Consider the following 22,321-nt stretch of genomic DNA (forward strand, 5'->3'; position numbering starts at 1 on the left):
TGGATCGGGAGACGCGATGCGCTTTTCACTGGAACAACTGCAAATGTTCGTCCAAGCCGCGCAAACCGGCTCGTTTTCGGCCGCTGCACGCAAGCTCGGCAAGACCCAGTCCACGGTCAGCGTGGCCATCGCCAACCTGGAAGCGGACCTGGGGGTGGAACTGTTCGACCGCAGCAGCCGCAGCCCGGTACTGACTGCCAGCGGACGCAAAATGCTGCTGCAGGCCGAGGCGGTGCTGGAGCGCTGCCTGACCCTGCAGGCCAGTGCCGACTGCCTGTCCCAGGCGCTGGAGCCGCAACTGACGCTCGTCATCGAAACCCCTTACGGCCCGCTGATGCCGGTCTTGCGCGAGTTCGAACAGGCCTTTCCCTATGTCGACCTGCTGATCCGGCATCCGCTGTCCGGCGATGCCAGCGAACTGGTGGCCCGGGGCGAGGCCATGCTGGGGATCGCCTTCTCCCAGCCCGGCTACCCCCGGGAACTGGAGTTCCAGCAGTTGGGCAAGCTGATCATGTTGCACGTCTGCCACCCGGACCATCCGCTGGCGCGACTCGACAGCGTGACCTTCGACGACCTGCATGGGCACCGGCGCCTGGCATTCAGCGCCCACGCCGACAAGCTGCCCAGCAGCGAGTACCTGCGCTGCAGCCAACTGTGGCAGGCGGAAAACTACCTGGCGCTGCTGGAGATGGTCCGCGCCGGCCTGGGCTGGGCCACCCTGCCCCGGCAACTGATCCAGCGCGAACTGGCCAAGGGCGAACTGGTGGAACTGCAACTGGGCGCCTACCCCCACACCGACTGGCTGGTGGGCGTGGACCTGCTGTGGGCCCGGCAGCGAGCGATGGGCAAGGCCGAACGCTGGCTCAAGGAACGCCTGCTACGACAGAAGGTGTACGAGGTAGACCGGCGCGGGCAGTCCACGACCTGGTAACCGCGGCACGGGCAACAAAGGGACAAGGTTCTGCGCTTGGCCGGACAGAAAATATAAGCAAGGATTCGCAATCCTTATAAAAGGCTTATATAGTCCGCCATGAACGAAATCCTCTGGAGTAGAAAAGCGGTCAAGCAGCTGCTGCGACTGCACCACGAGCACCAGCTCCAGGTTCGTGATGCGATTTCCCTGCTGGCCGACATGCCCGCCAGCGGCAACGTCAAAGCCCTGTCCGGCCACACCTATGCCTATCGCCTGCGGGTTGGCCAGTACCGCGTGCTGTTTGATTGGGACGGGGTTATCCATATCGTCAGTGTTCAAGAGGTCAAAAAACGTGATGAACGCACCTACTGACATCCAGATCATCCACGGCCCGGACGGCAAGCCGGCGTTCGTGGTGATTCCCTACGCGCAGTACATTGCGCAGCAGAATGAGCCTGATCTGATCCCCCATGGCGTGGTCAGCCGCATGGTCGATGGCGCCACGCCGATCCGGGCCTGGCGCGAGCACCTGCACCTGACCCAGGACGAGGTTGCCAAGCGGCTGGGGATCTCTCAGCCGGCCTTCGCCCAACAAGAGAGCGTGGCCCGACCCCGCAAGAGCACCCGGGAAAAAATTGCCGCCGCCTTCGGTATACGCGCCGACCAGCTGGAGCTGTAAGCTGCGCCCCACTCAACGATTGAAAGGGTTACTCATGAGCATCTGCGGTATCGAGATCAAAGGCAGCGAAGCCATCTTCGCCCTCGCCTCCCTGCAAGACGGCACGCCGCAGCACCAGCCGCTGGCCACCAAGAAGATCGCCCTGGAAGACGACGATGAAGCGGGCAACGTCCGGGCCTTCGCCGCCCAGGTCGGCGCTTTTGTCCGCGAACACGGGATCACCCGCATCGCCATCAAGAAACGCAGCAAGAAAGGCGAGTTTGCCGGCGGCCCCACCACCTTCAAGATCGAAGGCGTGCTGCAACTGCTGGAACACTGCGAAGTGACCCTGCTGTCGCCGCAGACCATCAATGCCCAGCACAAGAAGCACGACTTCGCCCTGCCGGCGAGCCTCAACAAGTACCAGCACGAAGCCTACAAAGCGGCCTGCGCCGCCCTGCTCAAAAAATAATCGTAGAAACCGGCTTGCCGGCGAACGGGCTCGCCAGCGCTACCGAGCCCGAGTCAAACCAGCTCCCGGCCACCCCCCGACTGACGCCGGTCTTCCCGCGGACAATTCACGAAACGCGCGCGGTAGCTGCGGGTGAAGTAGGACGGTGACTCAAAGCCGCAGGCGATGCTCACCTCCAGCACGCTCATGTCGGTCTGGCGCAGCAGTTGCCGGGCTTTCTCCAGGCGCAGGCCGAGGTAGAAGTTGCTCGGGGTGTCGTTCAGGTGCAGGCGGAACAGGCGCTCCAGCTGGCGCCGGGTAACCTTGATCGACTCGGCCAAAGCCAGGGTGCTCAGGGGCGGCTCGCTGTGCTGCTCCATCTCGCCGATCACCTGCACCAGCTTCTTGTTGCTGATGCCGTAGCGGCTGGCGACTTCCATGCGCTGGTGATCCTTGCGCGGACGGATGCGCCCGAGCACGAACTGTTCGCTGACCTGGATCGCCAGTTGCGGGCCGTGGGCCTGGGCGATCAGGTCGAGCATCATGTCGATGGACGCGGTGCCACCGGCACAGGTGATACGCCGACGATCGATCTCGAACAACTCCTGGGTCACGCTCAACTGCGGATAGGACTCCTTGAACGCCTCGATGGCCTCCCAGTGCAGGGTCACCCGGTGCCCCTCCAGCAGCCCGGCCTCGGCGAGGATCACGCTGCCGGTATCGATGCCGCCGAGGGTCACGCCCTCCATGTCCAGGCGTCGCAGCCAGTGCTCCAGGGCTGGCGTCAGGCACTTCAACGGCTCGAAGCCAGCCACCACCCACAGGGTCGCCCCCTTCTTCAGCGGCTCCAGGGCCGCGTCAACATTGACCGACATGCCGTTGCTGGCCAGCACCGCGCCGCCGTCGGCGCTGAGCACATGCCAGCGATACAGCTCGCCACGAAAGCGATTGGCCACCCGCAGCGGCTCGATGGCGGAAATGAAACCGATGGCGGAGAACCCCGGCATCAGCAGGAAGTAGAAGTCCTGGGACATGCAACGCACTCCGGTGACGGCCAGCGTGGGCCCTGTGATACGCCAAATGCCCCAGAGCCACAAGGGCCCAGGTCGCTGCAGTGCAAGAGTCGGTCGCCGCTGTGCGTTTGCCGTGCGCGGCGCCTGCGTAACTTGAGCTCACCGACGCACCAAGACGCCGGGACCGACAATAACGACCTGCCGAGGGAACCCTCATGAAACGACTGATCAGCCGCTGTGTGCTTGCGCTTAGTGGTAGCGTTTTTCTGATGTCAGGGGCCATGGCCGCCGACGCCCCCAGTTGCCAGAACGTGCGCCTGGGGGTGGTCAACTGGACCGATGTGATCGCCACCAGCGCCATGACCCAAGTCCTGCTCGACGGCCTCGGCTACAAGACCAAGCAGACCAGCGCCTCGCAGCAGATCATCTTCGCCGGCATCCGCGACCAGCGCCTGGACCTGTTCCTCGGCTACTGGAACCCGCTGATGACCCAGACCATCACCCCGTTCGTCGAGGCCAATCAGGTCAAGGTCCTGGCCGAGCCCAGCCTCAAGGACGCCCGCGCCACCCTGGCCGTGCCCGCCTACCTGGCGGACAAGGGCCTGAAGACCTTCGCCGACATCGCCAAGTTCCAGAAGGAGCTGGGGGGCAAGATCTACGGCATCGAACCCGGTTCGGGGGCCAACACCCAGATCAAGGAAATGATCGCCAAGAACCAATTCGGCCTGGGCAAGTTCCAGCTGGTGGAGTCCAGTGAGGCCGGCATGCTGTCGGCAGTGGCCCGGGCAGTGAAGCGCAACGAAGCCATCGTGTTCTTCGGCTGGGCGCCGCACCCGATGAACGTCAACTTCAAGATGACCTACCTCAGTGGCAGCCAGGATGCCCTGGGCCCGAACGAAGGCCAGGCCACGGTGTGGACCGTCACCGCGCCGAGCTATGCCGAGCAATGCCCGAACGTGCACCGGCTGCTGACCAACCTGACCTTCAGCGCCGAGGACGAGAGCCGCATGATGCAGCCGCTGCTGGATCACAAGGACGCCCTGGAGTCCGCCCGCCAGTGGCTCAAGGACCACCCGCAGGACCAGCAGCGCTGGCTTGAGGGGGTCACCACCTTCGATGGCAAGCCGGCCGCCGAACACCTGCAACTGACCAGTAAATAAACCAGCAACGCTTGCGCCCCGCAGCCCGCCCCGGGCTGCGCAAGGCCACCTCACGCCCCCAGCAAACCCGCCTGTAAGGAACCGCACCATGAACCACGACGTCATCATCACCTGCGCACTCACCGGTGCTGGCGACACGACCGCCAAGAGCCCCCACGTGCCGGTCACCCCGAAACAGATCGCCGCCGCCGCGGTGGAAGCCGCCAAGGCCGGGGCCACCGTGGTCCACTGCCATGTGCGCGACCCGGCAACCGGCAAGTTCAGCCGGGATGTGGCGCTGTACCGCGAAGTCATGGAGCGGATTCGCGAGGCCGACATCGACATCATCGTCAACCTCACCGCCGGCATGGGCGGCGACCTGGAGATCGGCGCCGGCGAACGCCCCATGGAGTTCGGCCCCAACACCGATCTGGTGGGGCCCCTGACCCGTCTGGCCCATGTCGAGGAGTTGCTGCCGGAGATCTGCACCCTGGACTGCGGCACCCTCAACTTCGGCGACGGCGACACCATCTACGTCTCCACCCCGGCCCAACTGCGGGCCGGCGCCAAACGCATCCAGGAGCTGGGGGTGAAGGCCGAGCTGGAGATCTTTGACACCGGCCACCTGTGGTTCGCCAAGCAGATGATCAAGGAAGGGTTGCTGGACGACCCGCTGTTCCAGCTGTGCCTGGGCATTCCCTGGGGTGCCCCGGCGGACACCACCACCATGAAGGCCATGGTCGACAACCTGCCGGCGGACGCAGTCTGGGCCGGTTTCGGCATCGGCCGCATGCAGATGCCCATGGCCGCGCAGGCGGTGCTGCTGGGGGGCAACGTGCGGGTTGGCCTGGAAGACAACCTGTGGCTGGACCGCGGCGTGCTCGCCACCAACGGCCAGCTAGTGGAACGGGCCACGGAAATTCTCAGCCGCCTCGGCGCCCGTGTCCTGACGCCCGCCGAAGGCCGCCAGAAGATGGGCCTGAAACAGCGCGGCTAACCCACACCCCCCTCCCCCTGTAGGAGCGAGCTTGCTCGCGAAGAGGCCCGCAAGGCCGCCGACAGCTTCGCTGGCAGCCAGCTCCTACGGGTTGTTTATCTGGAGTACGCAATGACCTTTATCACCGAGATCAAGACCTTCGCCGCCCTGGGCAGCGGCGTGATCGGCAGCGGCTGGGTAGCCCGCGCCCTGGCCCACGGCCTGGACGTGGTGGCCTGGGACCCGGCCCCAGGCGCTGAAGCCGCGCTGCGCAAACGGGTCGCCAATGCCTGGGGCGCCCTGGAAAAACAGGGGCTGGCCCCAGGCGCCTCGCCACAGCGCCTGCGCTTTGTCAGCACCATCGAAGAGTGCGTGAAAGACGCCGACTTCATTCAGGAAAGCGCTCCGGAGCGCCTGGAACTCAAGCTGGAGCTGCACAGCAAGATCAGCGCTGCGGCCAAGCCCGATGCCCTGATCGGCTCCAGCACCTCGGGCCTGCTGCCCAGCGAATTCTATGAGGGCTCGACCCACCCGGAACGCTGCGTGGTGGGCCACCCGTTCAACCCGGTGTACCTGCTGCCGCTGGTGGAAGTGGTGGGCGGCCAGCGCACCGCACCCGCAGCGATCCAGGCGGCGATCCAGGTCTATGAATCCTTGGGGATGCGCCCCTTGCACGTGCGCAAGGAAGTGCCGGGTTTCATCGCCGACCGCCTGCTCGAAGCGCTGTGGCGCGAAGCCCTGCACCTGGTCAACGACGGCGTGGCGACCACCGGGGAGATCGACGACGCGATCCGCTTTGGCGCCGGCCTGCGCTGGTCGTTCATGGGCACCTTCCTCACCTACACCCTGGCCGGGGGCGACGCCGGCATGCGCCATTTCATGGCCCAGTTCGGCCCGGCGCTGCAACTGCCCTGGACCTATCTGCCGGCCCCGGAGCTGACCGACAAACTGATCGACGACGTGGTCGAAGGCACGGCCGAGCAACTGGGCAGCCACAGCATTTCGGCCCTGGAGCGCTATCGTGATGACTGCCTGCTGGCGGTGCTGGAGGCGGTGAAAACCACCAAGGCCAAGCACGGCATGCACTTTCACGACTAACCCAACCCGTAGCAGCCGGCTTGCCGGCGAAGCGTCCAGTGCAGCCTTGCTGCGCCCCGAAGAACGCCTTCGCCGGTAAGTCGGCGCCGACATCCAAACGGTGATCCCATGCCTGCCCTGACCACCTACAACACCCGCATCGTCAGCGATTGGGTCGACTACAACGGCCATCTGCGCGATGCCTTCTACCTGCTGATCTTCAGCTACGCCACCGACGCCCTGATGGATCGCCTCGGCCTGGACAGCGACAACCGCGAAGCCAGCGGTCACTCGCTGTTCACCCTGGAACTGCACCTGAACTACCTGCACGAAGTGAAGCAGGACACCGAGGTCGAAGTGCGCACCCAGATCATCGGCCACGACCGCAAGCGCCTGCACCTGTATCACAGCCTGCACAGGGCCGGTGATCCCCAGGAGCTGGCCGGCAACGAGCAGATGCTGCTTCACGTCGACCTGGCCGGACCGCGTTCGGCGCCGTTCAGCGAGCCGGTGCTGCAGCGCCTGCAAGCTCTGGCCGCCGAACAGGCCGACCTGCCGCGCCCCGCCTACATCGGCCGGGTCATCGGCCTGCCCGCAGCGCAATAGCTACCCGCCCGAAAAGGAGATCACCGTGAACACTGCCGCCTTTGCCGACTATCGCCATTACCCGCTGATCAGCCCGTTGAGCGCCGTTCAGGTACTGCCGGACCGGGTTCAGGTGCGCTGGGCCGATGATCGCCTCAGCCCCTTTCACCATCAGTGGCTGCGGGACAACTGCCCCTGCACGCAATGCGTCTACAGCGTGACCCGCGAACAGGTGCTGGAAATCGTCGATGTGGCCGAGGACCTCGGCTGCCACGGGGCGCACATCGATAGCCAAGGCTGCCTGTGCCTCGACTGGTCGGACGGCCACCAGAGTCGCTTCGACCCCGGCTGGTTGCGGGCCCACGCCTATGACGAGCAATCCCGCGAGGAGCGCCGCGCCAACAAGGCGCAGAGCCAGCTGTGGGACAGCCGCCTGGAACTGCCGGTATTCGACTACCAGGCCCTGATGGACGACACCAAGACGCTGCTGCAATGGTTGCTGGCCCTGCGCGACATCGGTCTGACCCAAGTCCGTGGCGTGCCCACCGAACCCGGCTCGCTGGCCATGATCGCCCGGCGCATTGCATTCATCCGCGAGAGCAACTTCGGCGTGCTGTTCAACGTGCAATCCAAGGCCGATGCCGACAGCAACGCCTACACCGCTTTCAACCTGCCGCTGCACAGCGACCTGCCCACCCGCGAACTGCAACCGGGGCTGCAGTTCCTGCATTGCCTGGTCAATGACGCCGAGGGCGGTGAAAGCATCTTCGTCGACGGCTTCGCCATCGCCGATGCCTTGCGCCGTGAAGACCCCGAGGCCTTTCTGACGCTGTGCGAAACACCCGTGGAATTTCGCAACAAGGACCACCACAGCGACTACCGCTGCCTGGCGCCGATCATTGCCCTGGATGCCCTGGGCGAAGTGGCGGAAATCCGCATGGCCAACTTCCTGCGGGGGCCTTTCGACACCTCGGTGGAGCAGATGCCCCGTCTGTACCACGCCTACCGCCGCTTTATCGCCCTGACCCGCGAAGCAAGATTCCGCGTGATCCGCCGCCTCGATCCGGGCCAGCTGTGGTGCTTCGACAACCGCCGCACCCTGCACGCACGCAACGCCTTCGACCCGGCCAGCGGCGCCCGGCACTTCCAGGGTTGCTACATCGACCGCGACGAGCTGCTCTCCAGAATCCTCGTGCTGCAGCGCTGATCCCCATCCCGCCACCCCCGGCTCCGGTAGGAGCCGGCTTGCCGGCGAAACATGCCGACGAGCCCTCCACAGACGAAAAAAAGCCCCGATCAAGCCGTGACAGGATCGAGGCAGGGACTACTGCTGAGGAGCTGCGGTGAGAAGGTGACCAAACCATCACGACGCCCGCTGGTTGCAGTCTGCCGATTCGGCCCAGACTCCAGTTAGCCGAAAGCGACGTGTTCATAGGTAAAAGGGCCATGACGATAAGCCGCCATGCTGGCTCTCGTCGGCCCTCGGCAACCCATCCAGTAATTTCCGCAGAACAAAGATAAAAACTACAACCTTGTTTGATCAAACATCTTCCATGAAACGAACAACCGTAATATAAAAATAGCCAATCTTCTCCCAGTCATCTCTTTTACTGTAGATAGTTTCTTCCGAGCTCATTCTAATGTGATACATGATACCGGTCTTCTTATCTTCGTAAGAGGTCATCCCTCTAACCTCCCAGACACAACAAACAAACTTCAGATACTCACTCACACCAAACTTATCATGCAGATACCGTTCTACTACTTGTGCATCCTTTCCTTTAATCCGATATAGAGCGGTCAAAGGCGCACTTTGCCTCTCCGGCTCCGACTCGCACTTAACATATTCAATAGTGTCTGAAGCCCCCACCATCGCCTTCAAAAAATCTCCACACTCATCCGCTGCCGAGGCAGCGAGAGAAGACAGACACAGAAATACAAACACACAAATACTGAAAAACGACCTCATAAGCTACTGCTCCACTATTAGATAACCAACAAATCTTCCCTGAAGCCCAGGCATACGCTTATTGATCAGATACTCATATAAAGCATTCCACCTTATTAACTCATAGAGCGTTACACACCCTTCTGAGATATGCCCAATATGTATATATCGAGTGCTGTTGGTTTCCGTACCTTCCAAGGCAATGGGAAACCAGACATCGGTGCAAATCACCCTTCCAGGATAAGCAGCTCTATATCCCGACGTATCAACTCCCGCGTGAGAGAAATCCGGAGCCATGATTCGGTGCCTGCCTGGGGCTATGGGCGTAAACTCCCTGCCCCAGACGCTGTTAAGCGTAACCCTTACGCTGACTCCTGAAAACTCAGCCACGGCCCACTGCTGAGTGAATGCAAAATTCTTGATTTCTGACCTGACCTCTTTCTCTAAATTCGCGTATTTCACGCGAATCGTTGCTGCTTTTTTTTCTGGCCCAATGTCAGACAGATATAAAGGGACATTATGATGACTCAAAGCAACTTCCTTACCCACAAAACCGCTATTACCATCCACCACTTGAAAATGGGTATATCTTCCTGAGACTTTCAGCATGATCAATTTGGTGTATTCACACAAATAGACAAAGCTCGCCTCATGGGGAAACATGGGCCTAAAGCCCAGCCAACCCTTGTCATCCGCCCGCCTCACATACTTGGTTGTTACTTCTACTATTTGCCGAGCACTTACATCCCGAGTAGTAGCATGCACATTATTCGCAAGCACAATCCGACTCATAAGCAACACCTCAAACAACGTCATCCGGCTCTATTTGGAGGAATTCGCTGACATCAGTAAAAATCCGTTGCGTCAATCCCTCGTGATCCGTAATCCCCCGATATACCTTGCCGTCTGGCGTCACTACCTTGTATTTGAAATCTGGCACCGGTTCGCCATCGGCATCCAGTAATTCAAACTGCGCATTGTGTCGCTGCTGAATGACCACGGGGGTGATGGGCGTGAATTCAGCAACAGTGACCGTAGTCCCGATAATGACCGTTCCCGATCCACCAATGACGACGTTGCCGTGGCTGCCCAGCGAATCGGTAGTGGCAACAGGTCGGCCATTGATCAAGACATTACTGATCAAGTTACCCGTCAGCGCCGCTCCACAAGCCGTCTGATCCCCCTCACGAGCAACAGCTAATCCATCGAAAATGACATCGGGCGATCCACTGACTATAGGATTCACGCCATGCCCGGGAATCGGGCAGGCTGTGGGATCGGAGACACGAGCGGCGGGCTTCCCTGACATGATGATTGCTCCTTGAAAATGGCGTTCGGCGATAACGCCTGAATCATTGCCGCCTCTCTTATGCCGCCAGGAGCCAGGTCAAACAAGGAAGAAAAATCTGAAATGCAAGTCAGATCCATAGCTGCGCGATGACAGGCTCCAGACTACCGAGTTAGCCGAAAACGACCTGTTCATAGGTAAACGGGCCATCGCGACAATCTGCCCTTGCCGCCACCCGGACGCACTACCAGAATCGGTTGACGACCACGCTCCCTGAACAAGGATAAAAGTCATGATGCATGCGGATCTGATTGACCAGGACGACCTGCTGGGGCAACTCCGGGCCCTGGGTTTCGAAATGCCCGCAGGCGCCAGCGCCGAGCAGGCTTGCGAATGTGCGGTAAGGGGCTTGAGCGACGCGCGGGCCAAGGCGCTCAAGGGCATGGTGGAGCAGATGCTCACCGGTAATGCGACCATTCTGCCGGCAGTGCGCCAGGCCATCGACCGTCAGTTGCTGCCAGCCCTGGCCGAATACCTGCAGCACAAGCGCGCGTGAACTTTCCCAACGCCTGAGTCGGTTGCTAGAGTCCGCTCTTCCCAGACCGACACAGGCATTTTCCTCATGATCAGCATTCAACCCGGCGCCGTCAGCGAGCAGGCCGGCTGGCTGCAATTGCGTCTGGAGCTATGGCCCGACTGCCCGCCGCAGGAGCACCTCGCGGAAATCCGCCAGATGCTGGCAGAGCCTCAGCGCTATGGCTGCTGGCTGGCCCATGGGACAGACGGGGTGGCGGTGGGACTGGCCGAGGCGGCGTTGCGCCACGACTACGTCAACGGCACCGACAGCTCGCCGGTGGTGTTCCTCGAAGGGATCTATGTAGCGCCCGAGTATCGGCGCCAGGGCATCGCCCAGCGGCTGATCGAACAGGTCAGCCAATGGGGACGACAGGCGGGGTGTGTGGAAATCGCCTCGGATACCAGCCTGGACAATCTGCCCAGCCAGACCCTGCACCACGCGCTGGGTTTCGAGGAAACCGAGCGCGTGGTGTATTTCAAGAAGCGCCTGTAACTACAGGCGCACGCTGGCGAAGGTCGACTCGTTGCGCGCCTGGCTCAGGGCCGACAGCGGCCCGGACAGCGGCGCCAGGACCATGGCTTGCGGCAGCGGCATCATCGCCACCTGTTGGGTGGTGTTGGAGCCGATGCGCTCGTCACGCGGCGGAATGCCGAAGTATTCGCGGTAGCACTTGGAGAAGTGCGGCGTGGAGACGAAACCACAGACCGAAGCCACTTCGATGATCGACATCGGCGTCTGCTTGAGCAACTGCCGGGCGCGAATCAGCCGCAGCTTGAGGTAGTAGCGCGACGGCGAACAGTGCAGGTATTTCTGGAACAGCCGCTCCAGCTGACGCCGGGACACGGCGACGTACACCGCCAGCTCGTCCAGGTCGATCGGCTCTTCGAGGTTGGCCTCCATCAGCGCGACGATTTCCTGGAGCTTGGGCTGGTTGGTGCCGAGCATGTGCTTGAGGGGCACGCGCTGGTGATCCTGTTCGTTGCGGATGCGTTCATAGACGAACATTTCCGAGATCGCCGCCGACAACTCACGGCCGTGATCGCGGCTGATCAGGTGCAGCATCATGTCCAGCGGCGCGGTGCCGCCGGAGCTGGTGAAGCGGTTGCGGTCGAGGGTGAACAGGCGGGTGCTCATGGCGACCCGGGGAAAGGCTTCCTGCATCGACGCCAGGCACTCCCAGTGCACGCTGCAATCGAAGCCGTCCAGCAGGCCGGCGCATGCCAGGGCCCAGCTGCCGGTGCACACCGCGCCGAGGCGACGGGACTGGCGCGCCTGGCTTTGCAGCCAGGACACATGTTCGCGGGTCACGGTGCGCTGGATGCCGATGCCACCGCAGACGATCACGGTGTCGAGGCTGGGAGCTTTGTGCATGGAGGCGTCGGGGGTGATCTGCAGACCGTCACTGGCCCAGACCTGACCGCCATCGACGCTGAGGGTGGTCCAGCGATACAGCTCGCGGCCGGACAGTTGGTTGGCCATGCGCAGGGGTTCGACTGCGGAGGCCAGGGAAATCAGCGTGAAATTGTCCAGCAGCAGAAAGCCGATGGATTGAGGCGCACGGTTCTGGGGTTGGGCCCCGGAGTTGAACGACGTCATCGCGATATCTCCTCACACAAAGCGGGTGATGGCCTCAGGCGGAGGCTCTTTTTATGTGCCCTGCGACTCTTCGGAGGCGGGCTTGGTATTCACAGAGCAATTGCCATGCCTAAAGTTGAATGGGCATTCAATAACTCCTGAAAACGACGTCGCGAGCCGTCTATATAGCCCTTGGCAAAGTGCGGATAAGAAGCGCCGAAAGGTGCGGCGCACAGGCGCCGACAAAAACGGTGAGCAGTTAGGTAGCACTTGGGCCGCCAAGGCGTTGCGCCGAGGCCGGCGAGTGTCACTCAAAGCGCAGCGCGCCGACCAACGGACAGGTCCGCCGGCGCGCCGGACAACTTGTCTATTCGCGACGCGCTAAAAGGTGGCGCGCCGCGGCCCGAGTGAGCCATTTGCGCGCGCCGGCGTCCCTGGTTCGCAGCCGGCCAGCCATCGAGGGCGACTCAGCATTCCACCGCGCTCACCGCCAGGCCACCACGAGAAGTCTCTTTGTACTTGTCGTGCATGTCGGCCCCGGTATCGCGCATGGTGCGGATCACCCGGTCCAGGGAAATGAAGTGCTGGCCGTCACCGCGCAAGGCCATCTGCGCGGCATTGATCGCCTTCACCGCGGCAATCGCGTTGCGCTCGATGCAGGGCACCTGCACCAGCCCGCCCACCGGATCGCAGGTCAGGCCGAGGTTGTGCTCCAGACCGATTTCCGCGGCGTTGCACAATTGCTCCGGGGTCGCGCCAAGGATCTCCGCCAGCCCCGCCGCCGCCATGGCGCAGGCCGAACCCACCTCGCCCTGGCAGCCGACTTCGGCCCCGGAGATCGAGGCGTTCTTCTTGCACAGGATGCCGATGGCCGCCGCGCCGAGAAAGAAGTCCACCACGTTGGCGTCGGTCACGTCCTCGCTGAATTTCATGAAGTAGTGCAGCACCGCCGGAATGATCCCCGCCGCGCCGTTGGTGGGGGCGGGGACCATGCGTCCACCGGCGGCGTTCTCCTCGTTCACCGCCAGGGCGAACAGGTTGACCCACTCCATGGCGCTCAAGGTGGAGCCGATCACATTGGGCTTGTTCAACTCCTGCAGGCTGCGATGCAGCTTGGCCGCCCGCCGACGCACATTGAGCCCGCCAGGCAGGATGCCCTCATGCTTGAGCCCCTGTTCCACGCAATCTTGCATGGCACGCCAGAGCGCCATCAGGCCGCTGCGAATTTCCTCCTCCGAACGCCAGACCTTCTCGTTGGCCAGCATCAGCTCGGCGACCCGCAGGTTGTGCTTCTGGCACAGATCGAGCAGTTCCACCGCACTGGAGAAGTCATAAGGCAGCTCGCTGCGATCCAGGTCCGCCACGCCGCTCTCGGCCTGGGCCTGGTCGACGACAAAACCGCCACCCACTGAATAGAAAGTATCGCGGTACAGCTCCGTGCCTTCAGCCTCGGCCACCAGGGTCATGGCGTTGGGGTGAAAGGGCAGGTTCTCGTCCAGCAGGCGCATGTCCCGAGCCCAGACGAACGGCACTGGCAGGCGTCCGTCCAGCAGCAAGGTGTCGGTTTCCCGCAGTTGCTGGATGCGCGGACCGATCAGCGCGGGGTCGATCGCGTCGGGCCACTCCCCCATCAGCCCCATGATCACCGCGTTGTCGCTGCCATGGCCGATGCCGGTGGCCGACAGCGAGCCGAACAGCTGCACCTCGACCCGCCGCACCCGCTCCAGCAGGTGCCTTTCCTTCAATGCCTGGACGAACAGCGCGGCCGCGCGCATGGGGCCGACGGTATGGGAACTGGAGGGGCCGATGCCGATCTTGAACAAGTCGAAAACACTGATAGCCATTACTGCGTAACTCCTCGATGAGCACAGTCCAGGCGTCGAAAACGCCCTCTGACGGAGCTGCTACGCTCAAGCTGCAATCCGCCGAGAAGGGCGCATCATCAGGCTTTTACAGCCACTCGCGGCGTCTGACACCGACTCACTCATGCCCACCAACGCCGCCTGGCGCGAGGCTCGGGTTCTGGGCGTTTTTTGCAGTGCAGATGCAGGAAAAAATGCCCGGAAACACTGTAAGCGACCTCACCGACACTGGATGCGACCCTCCCTGTACTGGATACGACGCACCCCGTAGGCGACAGTTTTTCACTGGTACATGATCAGTCTCGACTCGATTGCAAGGCTCGGTGGTAGAGCTGTCCCCGGCACACCAACCGCCACACTTATAAGCGCGGTCCATACGCCGCCAGAAAAACATCCAGGAGTCCCCCCTATGAAAGGTTCCCCGTTGTTGTTGGCCGCCATGCTGAGTCTGCCGCTTCTGGCACACGCTGCAGAACCGGAACAATGCAGTACCGTAAACTTCTCCGATGTCGGCTGGACCGATATCACCGTGACCACCGCCACCACCAGCGTCGTGCTCAACGCCCTGGGCTACAAGACCAAGACCACGATGATTTCCGTGCCGGTGACCTACAAGTCCCTGGCCGACGGCAAGAACATGGACGTGTTCCTCGGCAACTGGATGCCGACCATGGAAAACGACATCAAGGCCTACCGCGAAGCCGGCACCGTGGAAACCGTGCGGGCCAACCTGGAAAACGCCAAGTACACCCTGGCCGTTCCCGAGTCGCTGTATGACAAGGGCCTGAAAGACTTCGCCGACATCGTCAAGTTCAAGAAGGAGCTGGACGGCAAGATCTATGGCATCGAGCCGGGCAACGACGGCAACCGCACCATCCAGACGATGATCGACAAGAACGCCTTCGGCCTCAAGGACGCCGGCTTCAAGGTGGTGGAATCCAGCGAAGCGGGCATGCTGTCCCAGGTCGAGCGCGCTCAGCGACGCGACACCGCGGTGGTGTTCCTGGGCTGGGAACCGCACCCGATGAACACGCGCTTCAAGATGAAGTACCTGACCGGGGGCGACGAGTACTTCGGCCCCAACTTCGGCCAGGCCACCATCTACACCAACACCCGCAAGGGCTACACCAGCGAGTGCAGCAACGTTGGCCAGTTGCTGAAGAACCTGTCGTTCACCCTGAACATGGAAAGCACCCTGATGGGCAACGTGCTGGACGACAAGATGAAGCCTGACGCGGCCGCCAAGGCCTGGCTGAAGAAAAACCCAGAAGTGCTCGATACCTGGCTCGCCGGGGTGACCACCATCGACGGTAAACCAGGACTTGCCGCCGTGAAAGCCAAGCTTGCCGAGTAATCGCTTACGCCGGGCGGGCTTGCCCGCCCGGGCTGTTTTTTCCTTGCATGCGGACGTTCAATACCATGCTCACTGATCAGAAAATCCCCCTGGGCCAGTACATCGCGGCTTTCGTAGAGTGGTTGACGAAACACGGTGCCAGCACCTTCGATGCGATCGCTACCACCCTGGAAACCATGATCCACGGCGTGACGTTCGCGCTGACCTGGTTCAACCCCCTGGCCCTGATCGGCCTGATCGCCCTGCTGGCGCACCTGATCCAGCGCAAATGGGGCCTGACTGTTTTCGTCGTGCTGTCGTTCCTGCTGATCCTCAACCTGGGGTACTGGCAGGAAACCATGGAAACCCTGGCCCAGGTGCTGTTTGCCACCCTGGTCTGCGTGCTGATCGGCGTGCCCCTGGGAATCGTCGCAGCGCACAAGCCACTGTTCTACACCATGATGCGTCCGGTCCTGGACCTGATGCAGACCGTTCCCACATTCGTCTACCTGATCCCGACCCTGACCCTGTTCGGCCTGGGGGTGGTGCCCGGGCTGATTTCCACCGTGGTGTTCGCCATCGCCGCGCCGATTCGCCTGACCTACCTGGGCATTCGCGATGTTCCACAAGAGTTGATGGATGCGGGCAAGGCCTTTGGCTGTTCGCGCCGTCAGTTGTTGTCGCGCATTGAGCTGCCCCACGCCATGCCGAGCATCGCCGCCGGTATTACCCAATGCATCATGCTGTCGCTGTCGATGGTGGTGATCGCCGCCCTGGTCGGCGCCGACGGCCTGGGCAAACCGGTGGTCAACGCACTCAATACCGCCGACATTGCCCTGGGCTTTGAAGCCGGCCTGGCCATCGTGTTGCTGGCGATCATGCTCGACCGAATCTGCAAACAACCTGAAGCCAAAGTAGGGGGTGATGCATGAGCATAATCCGCTTCGATAACGTCGACGTTATCTTCTCCAAGGACCCTCGCGAAGCACTCAAGCTGCTGGACCAGGGCATGACCCGCAACGAGATCCTGAAAAAGACCGGGCAGATCGTCGGCGTGGAAAAAGCCAGCCTGGACATCCAGAAAGGCGAGATCTGCGTACTCATGGGCCTGTCCGGCTCCGGCAAGTCCAGCCTGCTGCGCTGCATCAACGGCCTCAACACCGTGAGTCGCGGCAAGCTGTTCGTCGAGCACGAAGGCAAGCAGATCGATATTGCCTCCTGCACCCCCGCCGAGCTGAAGATGATGCGCACCAAGCGCATTGCCATGGTGTTCCAGAAGTTCGCCCTGATGCCCTGGCTGACGGTGCGCGAGAACATCAGCTTCGGCCTGGAGATGCAGGGCCGTCCCGAGAAGGAACGGCGCAAGCTGGTGGACGAAAAGCTCGAACTGGTGGGCCTGACCCAATGGCGCAACAAGAAGCCCGATGAACTCTCCGGCGGCATGCAGCAGCGTGTGGGCCTGGCCCGCGCCCTGGCCATGGATGCCGACATCCTGCTGATGGACGAACCCTTCTCGGCCCTCGACCCACTGATCCGCCAGGGTCTGCAGGACGAGCTGCTGGAGCTGCAACGCAAGCTGAGCAAGACCATCGTCTTCGTCAGCCATGACCTGGACGAAGCCCTGAAGCTGGGGAGCCGCATCGCCATCATGAAAGACGGACGGATCATCCAGTACAGCAATCCGGAAGAGATCGTGCTCAATCCGGCGGACGACTATGTGCGCACCTTCGTCGCCCACACCAATCCGCTGAACGTGCTCTGCGGGCGCAGCCTGATGCGCAGCCTGGACAACTGCAAGCGGGTCAACGGCTCGGTGTGCCTGGACCCGGGTGGCGACTCCTGGCTCGACCTGGCGGAAGGCAACACCATCAAGGGCGCGCGGCGCAACGGCTCGCACATGGACCTGCAGAACTGGGCTCCGGGGCAGTCGGTGGAAGAGCTGGGCCGACGTCCGACCCTGGTGGACTCCAACATCGGCATGCGCGACGCGCTGCAGATCCGCTACCAGACCGGCAACAAACTGGTGCTCCACGACAACCAGAAAGTGGTGGGCATCCTTGGCGACAGCGAGCTCTACCACGCGCTGCTCGGCAAGAACCTGGGTTAAGCAGCAGACACAAAAACGCCGCGAGCAATCGCGGCGTTTTGCTTTAACGACACACCCCCTTCTGTAGGAGCTGGCTTGCCAGCGAACAGGCCCTCAAGCCTTGCAGCGCTGTTACCGGCGCCTTCGCCGGCAAGCCGGCTCCTGCAGCGGGTGGAGCCGCCCCCTCGGGAGCGGTCCGTTACTTCACTCAGCTATAGACACGGCCGAGGAGCTGCCGATGGCTTTCGAACTGATCGAGCACATCACGGGTGATCTGCTCCTGGGTGAAGCCCATCAGGTCATATTCCTGGCTGCCGTTGTGCAGGTAGACCTCGGCGCGGTAGAAACGGCTGCGCACTTCGCTGTCCGCCCCTTCCGGCTGGGCCGATTCGCTCGGCGCCGCCAGGTAGCCGTCCAGGCTCACTTCATAGACGAAGGGATTGCCCTCCTCCATTTCCACCCGCAGGCCCAGCAGGTTCTTGGACTTGCCCAGGTTGGCCTGCACCTCATGGCCCAGGTTGCGCAGTTGCGCGGCGGCTTCCTGCAGGGCCGGGCTGATGTGCTTGTCCATGTAGCGCTGCACCACCGACTGGGTCGGTTGCAGGTCCAGCTGGCTCAGGCGTTCGCTGAAGCCGCGACGACCACGCTCGGCCAGTTGCGCTTGTTCCTGCTCGATCTGCACGTCCTGACGCATGGCCTTGTGCAAGCCGAACATAAAGAAGATCAACACCACCGAGAACGGCAGGCCGGCCAGCACCACCATGGTTTGCATGGCTTCGAAGTTACCGGCGAACAACAGGCCGATGGTCACCAGGGTGATCACCACCGACCAGAAGATCCGCAGCCAGTGCGGGGCGTCTTCGTCGACGTTGCCACCCTTGCAGGACAGGTTGGCCATCATCACCGCGCCGGAGTCGGCGGGGGTCAGGAACAGCACGAAGCCGACGAAGATCGATACGCCGATGACAATCTTCGACGCCGGGTAATGCTCAAGCAGCTGGTAGATGGCCATGGACGGTTGTTCCAGGGCGGTCTTGCCCAGTTCCACCGCGCCCTGGTTGACCACCAGGTCCAGGGCCGAGTTGCCGAAGATCGACAGCCAGGCCAGGGTGAAGCCCAGGGGAATCAGCAGCACGCCGGCCACCAGTTCACGCACCGTGCGGCCACGGGAAATACGCGCAATGAACATGCCTACGAATGGCGCCCAGGAAATCCACCAGGCCCAGTAGAACAGGGTCCACAGGCCCAGCCAGCGGTCGGACTTGGCGTTGTCGCCTTCATACACATAAAGGTCGAAGGTCTTGAGCACCACGCCGTTGAGGTAGTCACCGATGTTCTGCACGAAGCCGTTGAGCAGGTGCAGGGTCGGGCCGAACAGCAGCACGAAGATCAGCAAGCCGCTGAACAGCACGATGTTCAGGTTGGACAGGCGGCGAATGCCGTTTTCCACGCCGGACACTGCGGCGATGGTGGCCACCGTGCTCATGACGATGATCACGATCAGCAGGTTGGTATTGCTGTGCTCCATGCCGAACAGGTTTTCCAGGCCGGAAGACACCTGCATCGAGCCGATCCCCAGGTTGGTCACCAGGCCCAGCAGGGTCACGAACATGCCGAAACCGTCCACCGCGTGACCGGCCGCGCCCTTGACCCAGCGCTCGCCCACCAGCGGATACAACGCCGAACGCAGCGCCAGCGGCTGGTTATGCCGGTAGGCGAAGTACGCCACCGCCAAACCCACCAGCGCATAGATCGCCCAGCCGTGCAGGCCCCAGTGCAGGAAGGTCAGTTGCAGCGCCTGGCGGGCCGCCAGGTTGCTGCCGGGTACGCCTTCCGGCGGATTGAAGTAGTGGTCCAGGGGCTCGGAAGCACCGAAGTACAGCAACGAGATGCCGATGCCGGAGGAGAACAGCATCCCGGCCCAGGCGCCGTAGCTGAAGTCCGGGGTGTCTTGCTTGGTCCCCAGCTTGAGCTTGCCGTAGGAGGAGAACGCCAGGCCCACCACGAACACCAGGTAAGCGGCGATCACCACCATGTAGTACCAGCCGAAGCTGCGGGACAACCAGGCCTGGGCAATGCCCAGCAATCTGCCGGCCTCTTGCGGGGCGATGATCAGAATGGCGGTCAACAACAGGATCAGCGCGGTGGAGGTGTAGAACACCCAACCGTTGACCCGCACCTTCTCCGGTGGGGTCTTTATAAGAGAGGCAGAACTCATTGCACAGATGCTCCAGGCAGTGCGAGAGAAGGACACAAGGCAACACCGCACCCGACCAATCGGTTAGTTGGCAGCCGATCGTCGGGTGATATAAAGACACCCCGAAAAAGCCCGAAACCGCAAAAGCCGCGTTGCGCACCCGCATCCAAGGTCAGTGACGAACCTGCAGCTCGTCGTCTGTTCCCCGGAGCGTCCTGCCCCTTCAACACGTTCTTACTCTTGCCGGTCCACGCCATGCCACGTGTAAGTTTTGGGCTATTTCGGAGGTCGTTTTCCCGCCGTCCGCGAGTAGGAAAACCTCCCCAGGCAGCGACGATTTGTCGCAGATCTTATTCTTTGTTGATTGAACGTTCAATCAAAACAAAATAGACTGGCTCACAAGTCGAGCGGCGTGATTCGCCTGTCGACGGGCCTAAGGAGAGGTATCAGATGCCCAAGGTCGGTATGCAACCCATACGCCGCCAGCAATTGATCGAAGCCACGCTGCAAGCGGTCGATCAGGTCGGAATGGGGGACGCCAGCATTGCGCTGATCGCCCGTTTGGCCGGTGTTTCGAACGGCATCATCAGTCACTACTTTCGGGACAAGAACGGCCTGATCGCAGCGACGATGGGTTACATCATGAGCATGCTCAACGAAGGCGTCAGAGCACGCCGCCAGGCCCTGACGGACGACAGCCCGCGCGCTCACCTGAAAGTGATCATCGAGGGCAACTTCGATGCCAGCCAGGTGAACGGCCCGGCAATGAAAACCTGGTTGGCCTTCTGGGCTTCCAGCATGCACCAGCCCGATTTGCACAGGTTGCAGCGGATCAACGACCACCGCTTGTATTCCAACCTGTGTTGCCAGTTCCGCCGTGCCCTGCCGCTCTACCATGCGCGCAAGGCCGCCCGCGGCCTGGCGGCTTTGATCGACGGTTTGTGGCTGCGTGGTGCCTTGTCGGGTGATGCATTCGACACCGACCAGGCGATACGGATCGCTTACGAATACATGGATCTACAACTGGCTAAGCAGGATCGCCAGAGCACAAAAGAGACGCTCGGCCCCTGAACCGCCACTGATCAGCGCGCCCTGAACTTCGGGACACGCCCGGTGGTCAAGCCCACTACTTAATGCACTTGCGAGGACACTATGGCCCGTTTCGGACTGCAAAAACTCTACATCGACGGCGGCTACACCGATGCCGGCAGCGACGCTACCTTCGATGCCATCAACCCGGCCAACGGTGAAGTTCTCGCACAAGTGCAACGTGCGACCTTTGATGACGTGGAACGCGCCGTGGTCAGCGCCGAAAAAGGCCAGAAGATCTGGGCCGCCATGACCGCCATGGAGCGCTCGCGCATCCTGCGTCGCGCCGTGGACATCCTCCGCGAGCGCAATGACGAACTGGCCGCTCTGGAAACCCTGGACACCGGCAAGGCCTTCTCCGAAACCAAGTACGTGGACATCGTCACCGGCGCCGACGTGCTGGAATACTACGCTGGCCTGGTTCCAGCCATCGAAGGCGAGCAGATCCCGCTGCGCACCACGTCCTTCGTCTACACCCGCCGCGAGCCGCTGGGCGTGGTCGCCGGCATCGGCGCCTGGAACTACCCAATCCAGATCGCCCTGTGGAAATCCGCGCCAGCCCTGGCCGCCGGTAACGCAATGATCTTCAAGCCCAGCGAAGTGACCTCGCTGACCACCCTGAAACTGGCCGAGATCTACACCGAAGCCGGCGTACCGGCCGGCGTGTTCAACGTCCTGACCGGCAGCGGCCGTGAAGTCGGCACCTGGCTGACCGAGCACCCGCGCATCGAGAAAGTCTCCTTCACCGGCGGCACCGACACCGGCAAGAAGGTCATGGCCAGCGCTTCCAGCTCGTCGCTCAAAGACGTGACCATGGAATTGGGCGGCAAGTCGCCACTGATCATCTTCGACGACGCCGACCTGGATCGTGCCGCCGACACCGCGATGATGGCCAACTTCTACAGCTCCGGTCAGGTCTGCACCAACGGCACTCGCGTGTTCGTACCGAGCCACCTGAAAGCCGCTTTCGAAGCCAAGATCGCCGAGCGCGTGGCGCGCATCCGTATCGGCAACCCGGAAGACGAAAACACCAACTTCGGCCCGCTGGTCAGCTTCCAGCACATGGAAAGCGTGCTGGGCTACATCGCCAAGGGTAAAGAAGAAGGTGCCCGCGTACTGTGCGGCGGCGAGCGCCTGACCGACGGCGAATTCGCCAAGGGTGCCTTCGTGGCACCAACCGTATTCACCGACTGCAGCGACGACATGACCATCGTCCGTGAAGAAATCTTCGGCCCGGTGATGGCGATCCTGACTTACGAAACCGAGGAAGAAGTGATCCGCCGTGCCAACGACACCGACTTCGGCCTGGCCGCCGGTATCGTCACCAAGGATCTGAACCGCGCCCACCGCGTGATTCATCAGCTCGAAGCCGGTATCTGCTGGATCAACGCCTGGGGCGAGTCCGACGCCAAGATGCCGGTTGGCGGCTACAAGCAGTCGGGTGTTGGCCGTGAGAACGGCATCAGCTCGCTGAACAACTTCACCCGCATCAAGTCGGTGCAGGTCGAACTCGGCGACTACAGCTCAGTATTCTGAGCAGCGGCAAGTAGCTAG

General features: G+C 62.1%; 23 protein-coding genes. 16 read left to right on the forward strand and 7 right to left on the reverse strand.

The genetic code is table 11. The annotated features are described in order from the left end of the window. The first annotated feature begins 16 nt into the window (after positions 1-16). From DNK59_RS17615 to DNK59_RS17630, 4 genes are all read left to right on the forward strand, one after another. Positions 17-931 carry a LysR family transcriptional regulator gene (locus DNK59_RS17615; protein WP_110724061.1) on the forward strand — a complete coding sequence of 305 codons (915 nt, stop codon included), beginning with the start codon at positions 17-19 and terminating at the stop codon, positions 929-931. Positions 932-1,030: 99 nt separating this feature from the next. After that, the gene (locus DNK59_RS17620) at positions 1,031-1,285 is read left to right on the forward strand and encodes a type II toxin-antitoxin system RelE/ParE family toxin (protein WP_110724062.1); all 255 of its coding nucleotides are present in this window, start codon (positions 1,031-1,033) and stop codon (positions 1,283-1,285) included. Continuing rightward, positions 1,269-1,592, forward strand: coding sequence for a helix-turn-helix domain-containing protein (locus DNK59_RS17625; RefSeq protein ID WP_092309031.1), 324 nt, complete (start codon positions 1,269-1,271; stop codon positions 1,590-1,592). The genes DNK59_RS17620 and DNK59_RS17625 overlap by 17 nt, the downstream gene beginning before the upstream one ends. 34 nt (positions 1,593-1,626) lie before the next feature. Continuing rightward, on the forward strand, positions 1,627-2,043 hold the full coding sequence (locus tag DNK59_RS17630) for a DUF3010 family protein (protein WP_110724063.1): 417 nt from the start codon (positions 1,627-1,629) through the stop codon (positions 2,041-2,043). A gap of 53 nt (positions 2,044-2,096) precedes the next feature. On the opposite strand, the gene DNK59_RS17635 is transcribed toward DNK59_RS17630, so the two are convergent. Continuing rightward, a complete protein-coding gene (locus DNK59_RS17635; protein ID WP_110724064.1) occupies positions 2,097-3,056 on the reverse strand; it encodes a GlxA family transcriptional regulator in 960 nt (319 codons plus the stop codon). A 194-nt stretch (positions 3,057-3,250) separates the two neighbouring features. Between DNK59_RS17635 and DNK59_RS17640 the strand changes: the two genes are divergently transcribed. The 5 genes from DNK59_RS17640 to DNK59_RS17660 all read left to right on the forward strand — a co-directional run bounded on the left by DNK59_RS17640 (position 3,251) and on the right by DNK59_RS17660 (position 8,019). Further along, positions 3,251-4,195: a choline ABC transporter substrate-binding protein gene (locus DNK59_RS17640; RefSeq protein ID WP_110724065.1), complete on the forward strand. Its 945-nt coding sequence runs from the start codon at positions 3,251-3,253 to the stop codon at positions 4,193-4,195. A gap of 88 nt (positions 4,196-4,283) precedes the next feature. Beyond that, on the forward strand, positions 4,284-5,171 hold the full coding sequence (locus tag DNK59_RS17645; RefSeq protein ID WP_060844836.1) for a 3-keto-5-aminohexanoate cleavage protein: 888 nt from the start codon (positions 4,284-4,286) through the stop codon (positions 5,169-5,171). A 111-nt stretch (positions 5,172-5,282) separates the two neighbouring features. Then, positions 5,283-6,248, forward strand: a complete 966-nt coding sequence (locus DNK59_RS17650) for an L-carnitine dehydrogenase (protein ID WP_092309021.1) — start codon at positions 5,283-5,285, stop codon at positions 6,246-6,248. A gap of 108 nt (positions 6,249-6,356) precedes the next feature. Further along, complete coding sequence (locus DNK59_RS17655; RefSeq protein ID WP_110724066.1) at positions 6,357-6,833, forward strand: thioesterase family protein; 477 nt, start codon at positions 6,357-6,359, stop codon at positions 6,831-6,833. Positions 6,834-6,858: 25 nt separating this feature from the next. Further along, positions 6,859-8,019 carry a gamma-butyrobetaine dioxygenase gene (locus DNK59_RS17660; protein WP_110724067.1) on the forward strand — a complete coding sequence of 387 codons (1,161 nt, stop codon included), beginning with the start codon at positions 6,859-6,861 and terminating at the stop codon, positions 8,017-8,019. Positions 8,020-8,352: 333 nt separating this feature from the next. Here the strand turns inward: DNK59_RS17660 and DNK59_RS17665 are convergent, their stop codons facing one another. Genes DNK59_RS17665 through DNK59_RS17670 form a run of 3 tightly spaced genes read right to left on the reverse strand, consistent with a single transcriptional unit; the run spans position 8,353 to position 10,069 of the window. Continuing rightward, the gene (locus tag DNK59_RS17665; RefSeq protein WP_110724068.1) at positions 8,353-8,781 is read right to left on the reverse strand and encodes a DUF4952 domain-containing protein; all 429 of its coding nucleotides are present in this window, start codon (positions 8,779-8,781) and stop codon (positions 8,353-8,355) included. Positions 8,782-8,784: 3 nt separating this feature from the next. Next, entirely contained in the window at positions 8,785-9,552 is a 768-nt protein-coding gene (locus DNK59_RS31675) for a hypothetical protein (RefSeq protein WP_146249912.1), read from the reverse strand. 10 nt (positions 9,553-9,562) lie between these two features. Then, positions 9,563-10,069: a PAAR domain-containing protein gene (locus DNK59_RS17670; RefSeq protein WP_110724069.1), complete on the reverse strand. Its 507-nt coding sequence runs from the start codon at positions 10,067-10,069 to the stop codon at positions 9,563-9,565. Between the two features lie 271 nt (positions 10,070-10,340). Here DNK59_RS17670 and DNK59_RS17675 point away from each other — a divergent pair, with 271 nt between their 5' ends. Then, a complete protein-coding gene (locus DNK59_RS17675) occupies positions 10,341-10,604 on the forward strand; it encodes a hypothetical protein (RefSeq protein ID WP_016962894.1) in 264 nt (87 codons plus the stop codon). Positions 10,605-10,670: 66 nt separating this feature from the next. After that, positions 10,671-11,117, forward strand: a complete 447-nt coding sequence (aac(6'), locus tag DNK59_RS17680; RefSeq protein WP_092309012.1) for an aminoglycoside 6'-N-acetyltransferase — start codon at positions 10,671-10,673, stop codon at positions 11,115-11,117. Here the strand turns inward: aac(6') and DNK59_RS17685 are convergent, their stop codons facing one another. Beyond that, positions 11,118-12,221, reverse strand: a complete 1,104-nt coding sequence (locus DNK59_RS17685; RefSeq protein WP_060841469.1) for a GlxA family transcriptional regulator — start codon at positions 12,219-12,221, stop codon at positions 11,118-11,120. 446 nt (positions 12,222-12,667) lie between these two features. After that, positions 12,668-14,044, reverse strand: coding sequence for an L-serine ammonia-lyase (locus tag DNK59_RS17690; RefSeq protein ID WP_110724070.1), 1,377 nt, complete (start codon positions 14,042-14,044; stop codon positions 12,668-12,670). Between the two features lie 427 nt (positions 14,045-14,471). On the opposite strand from DNK59_RS17690, the gene DNK59_RS17695 reads away from it, so the two are divergent. From DNK59_RS17695 to choV, 3 genes are all read left to right on the forward strand, one after another. Further along, positions 14,472-15,416, forward strand: coding sequence for a choline ABC transporter substrate-binding protein (locus DNK59_RS17695; RefSeq protein ID WP_110724071.1), 945 nt, complete (start codon positions 14,472-14,474; stop codon positions 15,414-15,416). Between the two features lie 65 nt (positions 15,417-15,481). Then, positions 15,482-16,327 (forward strand): choline ABC transporter permease subunit, encoded by an 846-nt coding sequence (gene choW, locus DNK59_RS17700; protein WP_060841472.1) that lies wholly within the window; start codon positions 15,482-15,484, stop codon positions 16,325-16,327. After that, complete coding sequence (gene choV, locus DNK59_RS17705) at positions 16,324-17,502, forward strand: choline ABC transporter ATP-binding protein (protein ID WP_092309004.1); 1,179 nt, start codon at positions 16,324-16,326, stop codon at positions 17,500-17,502. The genes choW and choV overlap by 4 nt, the downstream gene beginning before the upstream one ends. A 187-nt stretch (positions 17,503-17,689) precedes the next feature. On the opposite strand, the gene DNK59_RS17710 is transcribed toward choV, so the two are convergent. Further along, positions 17,690-19,642 carry a BCCT family transporter gene (locus DNK59_RS17710; protein WP_256596448.1) on the reverse strand — a complete coding sequence of 651 codons (1,953 nt, stop codon included), beginning with the start codon at positions 19,640-19,642 and terminating at the stop codon, positions 17,690-17,692. Positions 19,643-20,128: 486 nt separating this feature from the next. Here DNK59_RS17710 and betI point away from each other — a divergent pair, with 486 nt between their 5' ends. Both betI and betB read left to right on the forward strand, forming a co-directional pair. Further along, a complete protein-coding gene (betI, locus tag DNK59_RS17715; protein ID WP_092309001.1) occupies positions 20,129-20,749 on the forward strand; it encodes a transcriptional regulator BetI in 621 nt (206 codons plus the stop codon). 81 nt (positions 20,750-20,830) lie between these two features. Next, positions 20,831-22,303 (forward strand): betaine-aldehyde dehydrogenase, encoded by a 1,473-nt coding sequence (gene betB / locus DNK59_RS17720; protein ID WP_110724073.1) that lies wholly within the window; start codon positions 20,831-20,833, stop codon positions 22,301-22,303. Positions 22,304-22,321 lie beyond the last annotated feature (18 nt).

It is taken from the genome of Pseudomonas sp. TKO26 (assembly GCF_003225665.1).
Classification (GTDB): domain Bacteria; phylum Pseudomonadota; class Gammaproteobacteria; order Pseudomonadales; family Pseudomonadaceae; genus Aquipseudomonas; species Aquipseudomonas saponiphila.